Source organism: Actinomycetota bacterium (genome assembly GCA_035759705.1).
Taxonomy (GTDB): domain Bacteria; phylum Actinomycetota; class CADDZG01; order JAHWKV01; family JAHWKV01; genus JAJCYE01.
In genome coordinates this window covers 1-6437 of sequence record DASTUJ010000031.1, presented here as the reverse complement: position 1 = coordinate 6437, position 6437 = coordinate 1, and the positions used below count along the sequence as shown (strand labels likewise).

Annotated in this window: 7 protein-coding genes and 1 tRNA gene; 4 read left to right on the top strand and 4 right to left on the bottom strand. The window is 63.7% G+C overall.

The annotated features are described in order from the left end of the window. Positions 1-288, bottom strand: a 288-nt coding sequence (locus VFV09_01910; protein HEU4866458.1) for a hypothetical protein, incomplete at its 3' end; no start/stop codon positions are given. A 111-nt stretch (positions 289-399) separates the two neighbouring features. Between VFV09_01910 and VFV09_01905 the strand changes: the two genes are divergently transcribed. Next, positions 400-1926 (top strand): FAD-dependent oxidoreductase, encoded by a 1527-nt coding sequence (locus VFV09_01905; GenBank protein ID HEU4866457.1) that lies wholly within the window; start codon positions 400-402, stop codon positions 1924-1926. 48 nt (positions 1927-1974) lie between these two features. On the opposite strand, the gene VFV09_01900 is transcribed toward VFV09_01905, so the two are convergent. After that, positions 1975-2047 (bottom strand) — tRNA-Asn (locus VFV09_01900). A 74-nt stretch (positions 2048-2121) separates the two neighbouring features. Between VFV09_01900 and VFV09_01895 the strand changes: the two genes are divergently transcribed. The 3 genes from VFV09_01895 (at position 2122) to VFV09_01885 (ending at position 3986) form a co-directional block, all read left to right on the top strand. Then, positions 2122-2784: a response regulator transcription factor gene (locus tag VFV09_01895; GenBank protein HEU4866456.1), complete on the top strand. Its 663-nt coding sequence runs from the start codon at positions 2122-2124 to the stop codon at positions 2782-2784. Then, a complete protein-coding gene (locus VFV09_01890) occupies positions 2781-3143 on the top strand; it encodes an Hpt domain-containing protein (GenBank protein ID HEU4866455.1) in 363 nt (120 codons plus the stop codon). Before VFV09_01895 ends, VFV09_01890 begins: the two co-directional genes overlap by 4 nt. Before the next feature lie 534 nt (positions 3144-3677). Next, positions 3678-3986: a hypothetical protein gene (locus VFV09_01885; protein HEU4866454.1), complete on the top strand. Its 309-nt coding sequence runs from the start codon at positions 3678-3680 to the stop codon at positions 3984-3986. 49 nt (positions 3987-4035) lie between these two features. On the opposite strand, the gene rpoD is transcribed toward VFV09_01885, so the two are convergent. Together rpoD and VFV09_01875 are read right to left on the bottom strand one after the other, a co-directional pair. Continuing rightward, entirely contained in the window at positions 4036-5250 is a 1215-nt protein-coding gene (gene rpoD / locus VFV09_01880) for an RNA polymerase sigma factor RpoD (protein ID HEU4866453.1), read from the bottom strand. 9 nt (positions 5251-5259) lie between these two features. Continuing rightward, positions 5260-6437, bottom strand: a 1178-nt coding sequence (locus VFV09_01875; protein HEU4866452.1) for a toprim domain-containing protein, incomplete at its 5' end; no start/stop codon positions are given.

The window sequence follows — 6437 nt, the reverse complement described above, 5'->3', positions numbered from 1 at the left end:
AAGAGCCGGTCCATGGTTGATCTCTCTCACCGAGATCCGTCCACGGTGGAGCAGCCCTCCTCCGGGGGTGTCCCGGCAGAAGCGGCCCCTGGACAGCAGCTGGTCCAGAAAAGCCCGGTTGTCCCTCGTGGTGAAGTGGGCGCCCCCCGAACCGGCGGTGACGGCTCCACCCACCGAGTGGATGTGGCGCCAGATCCCCATCTCAAGCAGGCGCCGGTAAAGCAGTGCCATGGTCACCCGCGCCCGGGCGTCCAGGCGGCCCGGGGCGTCGCCCCTCTCGACAGGCACGCTCGATCCCTCAGTCGCGCCCGGCGGATCCGGCCGTCCGACCCCCAACTCTGGCATTCTAAGGATAATGGTATAAGTTTTTAGAGACCTAGTTGCAGAACGGGAGGTTCGATGGAAAGTTTGCCGGCGGTCGGCCCGTCGATCTGGACAGCGAGCAGCCCAACCACGGCATATCCCTCGCTCTCGGTGGACCAGGCGGTGGATGCGGCCGTGATCGGCGGCGGGATCACCGGGCTCACCACCGCCCTCCTGCTGCTCCGACAGGGACTGAGAGTGGTCCTCCTGGAGGCCGATCGGATAGCTTCGAGCACCACCGGACACACGACGGCAAAGCTGAGCTCCCTCCACGGGCTCACCTACGCCTCACTCGCCGACGACCACGGCGACGACACAGCCCGGCTTTACGGCAGGGCGAACCAAGCCGCGATCGAAACGGTCGTGCGGCTCGCCCGGGACAACGACATCGCATGCGACATCGAGCGTATGCCGGCGTTCACTTACGCCGAAACCGAGGAGCTGGCCGGTAGCGTCGAGAGAGAGGTTGAAACGGCCCGCCGGTTGGGGCTTCCCGCGTCGCTGGTGAAAGAGACCGATCTGCCGTTCCCGGTCAAAGCAGCGATTCGGATGGGCGACCAGGCCATGTTCCACCCGCGGAAGTACTGCATCGGCCTCGCACGGGCGTTCGCCGCCGAAGGAGGCCGGCTGTTCGAGCGGACACCCGTTCTCGGAATCGAGGAGGGCGCGCCCCACAAGGTGGTCACGGCCCACGGGACGGTTACCGCCCGGCACGTGGTCCAGGCGACCCAGTTTCCGTTCTACGACACGTTCGGGTTCTTCACCGTCAACGTGCCCCACCAGAGCTACGGGCTGGCGGTTGTCTACGAGAGTCCGGCGCCCAAGGGCATGTTCCTCAGCGCTGAAGCCCCCACCCACTCGATACGTCCCTTCCGGGACGGCGAGCGGAACTACCTGATTCTCGGCGGCGAGGGCCACAGGGTCGGGCGGGATCCCGACACCGCTCTACGGTACGCAGCACTCGAGGAGTGGGCCCACCGCACCTTCGACACCGGTGCGCCTTCCTATAGATGGTCGGCCCACGACTACGTGCCCAAGGACGGCCTGCCCTACATCGGCAAGCTGTCCCCGGACAGCGAGGGGCTCTGGATCGGGACCGGCTTCAAGAAGTGGGGTTTGACCAACGGCACGGTCGCAGCGCTGATCCTGAGCGACCTGATTGCCGGGAGGGAGAACCCGTGGGCGCCCGCCTTCGACTCCCTGCGCCTCAAGCCGAAATCCTCAGCAGGAAAACTTCTGCAGCGCCAGGTGGAGCTTGAAAAGCAGTCCCAGGGACCGCCGATCACCGGGGAATGGCCGGTAGAAGCGAACGAACTGCCCTCGGGGAAAGGACGGGTCATCAAGTCCGGCGGCGAAAAGCTGGCGGTGTACCGGGACGAGTCGGGAGATTTTCACGCCGTCTCCGCGGTGTGTACCCACATGGGTTGCGACGTCGCCTTCAACACGGCGGAGAAGACCTGGGATTGCCCCTGCCACGGGTCACGCTTCGACGTGAACGGCCGGGTGATCCACGGTCCGGCCGTCCGCGAGCTCAAGCCTTTTCATACCGTCGGGGACCGCTGAGTCGACCGCTTCAGCCACCAGGGATGGGGGCGAATTGAGCGCAATAAGCTCGGGGGGTGGGACTCGAACCCACAACCTACGGATTAACAGTCCGCCGCGCTGCCAATTGCGCCACCCCCGAAAGAGGTCGTAACGACTTAGACTTTAGCATCGCCGGGCTCGTCAGAGAGTCCCCGGCCCAGGCGGGGGGTGTAAGTGGACAAGCTCCGGCTGATGGTGGTCGACGATCATGACGTGGTCCGAATGGGCCTCAGAGCACTGATCGAAAGCCAGGAGGACCTCGAGTTCATAGCCGAGGCCTCCGGTGGGCAGGAGGCCGTCTCCAAAGCGGCTTCCTCCAACCCCGACATCATCATCATGGACGTGCGCATGCCGGAAGGCGGGGGCGTAGAAGCCTGCCGCGACATCCGTGACCGCAATCCGAAGATCAAGATCCTCATGCTCACGTCGTTCTCGGACGACGAGGCCCTGTTCAACTCGATCATGGCCGGCGCATCCGGGTATCTGCTCAAGGGGGTCAACTCAACCGAGCTGGTCGGGGCCATCCGGAGCCTCGGCGAAGGCAAGGCGCTGCTGGACCCCGATGTGACGCAGGCCGTTCTGGAGCGCCTGAGAACCTCCCGCTTCGACGAGAGCGACCCCAAGCTGCGCCGGCTCAACGCCCAGGAAGACCGGGTTCTGAGCCAGGTGGCCAAGGGCCTGACCAACCGGGAGATCGGGGCGGAGCTCCACATCTCGGACAAGACGGTCAAGAACTACGTGTCTGGCATCCTGCGCAAGCTCGAGGTCGCCCGCCGCTCGGAGGCGGCCGCATACCTCAGCCGGGCCCAGGCCCAGCGCCAGGACAAGGACGGTTGAGCGCCATCGTTCACGTCGACCACTCCAAGCTGGACGACCTGCGGGCACTCGATCGTCCGGGCAACGAAGGATTCCTTGCCAGGATCGCCACAGTATTTCTGGACGACGCCAAGCGCCGGGTGGACGCCATAGAGGAGGGCCTGGAGGAGCAGGACGCCGGCTCGATCCAGATGGCGGCGCACGCTCTCAAAGGGAGCTGTTCGTACCTGGGCGCCACGCAGCTTGCGGAGTTGTGCCGGGCCATGGAGGAGCGGGCCGAAGAGGGTGACCTGGATGGCGGCAGCGAAGCCATAACAAAAATCCGGGATGAGCTGGCAACCGTGTCGGCCGTGCTGACCGAGGAGATGAAAAAGGCATAGGAGGGCGGTGCTGGACTGGCACCACCCTCCAATCCTCGAGGCCCGACGCACTGGGCCCCTGCCTTACCTTCAGGACCTTGGCTAACTCACCCGAAGTCCTAAGACCTTCCGGGAAACCGGGCTGCCGTCCCGGGTTCCCATCAGCTTTGCTGCTCAGACCCGGTCTGCCGGCCGGGCCCGTCGTGCTCTTCTTGCTTCAAGAAGCCGGGACTGCCGTTCCCGAACTCCCAACCCCACCTTGCCCGAGGCCCCGGACTGCCAAGCCCGGACCTCGTCTTTCAAACATAGAGTCTTCGGGACTGCCGTTCCCGAATCCCCTGCGCCCCTCGAACCACTGCTGATCCGATCCCGCCCCCTCGGATCACTGCTTGATCCGATATGACGAGAGTACGCCGACTGTTAGAGACCTAACAGTGCCGAATGGCCTAGTACTTTAGTGCCATTCGGCCCCTAACGACCGTGACCTTGTCGCCTGAGTCGTTTACCGGACGCCATTCGGAGGAATAAGAAAGGCACGACTACAAAGGAGGTCACATGGGTGCATTCAAGTCAGGAGCCATCGCGGGTTTCGCAGTCGGATACATGCAGGGGGCCAAAGCCGGTCGTCAGCGTTACGAGCAGATCCAGCTGAAGATCAAGAAGGTTTCGGAGTCTCCCACGGTCAAGAAGGCCATTGAGCCCATGAAGCCGATGGTCGCAGCCAAGCTCGAGTCCGGCAAAGAGATGATGGGCTCGGTCATGAGCAAGGCAGCCGGCGTGAAGGGTGGCAGCAGCATCAAGAACACCACCGGCGCAGGCGGCGACAGCGGCAACACCACGAAGACGACCGCGTCGTCTAACTAAAAGGGTTTTCATGTTGCGGGGGCTTTTCGGCCCCCGCAACGTGACATTCCTACTCCAGGTAGTCGCGCAGCTTCTGCGACCGGGACGGGTGCCGGAGCTTCGACAGGGTCTTCGACTCGATCTGACGAATACGCTCCCGGGTGACCCCGAACTCCTTGCCTACCTCTTCCAGCGTCCTCGGCGTGCCGTCGTGCAGCCCGAAGCGTAGCTGGATTACCTTCTTTTCCCTCTGACTCAGCGTGTGCAGGACGCTCTCCAGCTGCTCCTGCAGCAGGATGAACGACGCCGCGTCCAGCGGAACCACCGCGTCCGAGTCCTCTATGAAGTCGCCCAGGTGGGTGTCCTCCTCCTCACCGATGGGAGTTTCCAGCGAGACCGGCTCCTGGGAGACCTTCATGATCTCCCGCACCTTGTCGGCGCTGAGCTCCATCTGCTCGGCGATCTCCTCGGCAAGCGGCTCACGGTTGAGGTCCTGCATCAGCTGACGCTGGATGCGCAGCAGCTTGTTGATGGTCTCGACCATATGGACCGGGATTCGGATGGTGCGTGCCTGGTCGGCGATCGCCCGGGTGATCGCCTGGCGGATCCACCAGGTTGCGTAGGTGGAGAACTTGAAGCCCTTGTTGTAGTCGAACTTCTCCACGGCGCGAATAAGGCCGAGATTGCCTTCCTGAATCAGGTCCAGAAACAACATTCCTCGGCCCACGTACCGCTTGGCGATTGAGACTACGAGCCTCAGGTTCGCCTCGACGAGCTTTCGTTTAGCCAGTACTCCGTCCCGCTCGATGCGGCGGCAGATCTCCCTGGCTTTGTCCTGAGTGAGCGACGCCTCGCCGACCGCGAGGGACGATCGCCGGGCAAGGGTTTCGATCCGGGCTAGATCGAACTTGGTGGAGTCACAGAGCATCTCTTCGGCCCACAGGCCTGCCTCAATGCGCTCGGCCAGGTCCACTTCTTGGTCGGCCGTGAGCAGCGAGACCTTTCCAATTTCTTTGAGGTACATGCGGACGGGGTCATTGGTGGGAGCTTTAAGAAGCTCGGAGTCCCGGCGGAAGTCCTCGACTTGTTCGTCGGGAGTCCCGGGCTCGTGTTCTACGACCTCAACGCCCTCTTCGACTATTAGTGCATAAACACCGTCTACTTGTTCTGCGGTTAGGGCCAGGCTGCCGAGCGCATCTGCTATCTCGTCGGCGGTGAGCCAGCCCTTCTCCTTGCCTCGAGAGACAAGATCCTTTACATCGTCTATCTCAGCGTCTTTCGCCATCGGGTCCTCTCATTTGTCGTCGAACTTTCGACGTTCGACATCCAAACGCATCAATTCCATGAACGTTCGGTCGTAGGAATCCGCTTCACCCTCGGGGTCAAACTTGTCGAGTTTAGCCTTAAGTTCGGAGATCTGTCTGACGATTCGGAACTCTTCTAGTCTTAAAAAGACCTCTTCGGGGTCGTGGGTGATGGCGGGAGCCATAGATAGTTCGGCTGCGAACCTTCTGGCGTCGTCGTCCGGCAGGCCGTCCATCACGGTTCCCGCCCCCGGGTTTCTGGCCATCTGCTCGAGCGCGGTGAACAAGACCCGGTGCTCGGGCTGCGTAAAGTGGTCGATCTTCAGCACCTGCATCGCCCGGGGAAGCCGGTCCTTGGAGTCCAGCAGGATCCCCAGGGCCTCCCGCTCCACCTTCACGTGCCCCGGAGAGCGCTTGAGGCCCGCCCTGCGGCTGGGGCCCATGCTCTCCGAGTTGCCGGACTGGGCCGACTCCCGGAGCACGGTGTCGACCTGGTAGTGGCCGACGCCGATCCGCTCGGCGACCCACTGGGCGTGCTGGCCCCGGGCCACCGGGTTGGGTTCCCAACTGAGGCGCTCCACGGCCGCCCGGACCGCCTTCGACTTGCCGTCGGCCGAATCCAGGCTGTGGCGGGATATCTCCCTCTCCAGCACAAACTGCATCAGGGGGGTGGCCCCGTCGATCAGCGGTTGCACCGCCTCCTTGCCACCCTCCAGGGCGACGTCGGCCGGGTCCTTGCCCTGCGGCAGCGGCGCGACCAGCACCTCGAGGCCGATCTTGGAGTGGATGCCGAAGCCCCGCTCCGAGGCCACCGAGCCGGCGTTGTCGGCGTCGAAGGCGAGGACGACCTTCTCGCAGAAGCGCTTCAGCAGGGCGAAGTGCTCCTCCCCCAGCGCCGTGCCGCAGGTGGCGACCGCGTTGGTGTAGCCGATCTTGTGGAGCGCCATGACGTCGGTGTAGCCCTCGGTGACCAGGGCGAAGCCGGACTTCACGATCTCCGCCTTCGCTTTGTCGAGCCCGAACAGGATCTTGCTCTTCTGATACAGCGAGGTCTCCGAGGTGTTGAGGTACTTGGGCTGGTCGTCGCCCATCGCCCGAGCGCCGAAGCCCACCACCTCGCCGGTCAGGCTGGAGACCGGGAAGATCACCCGGCCCCGGAATCGGTCCC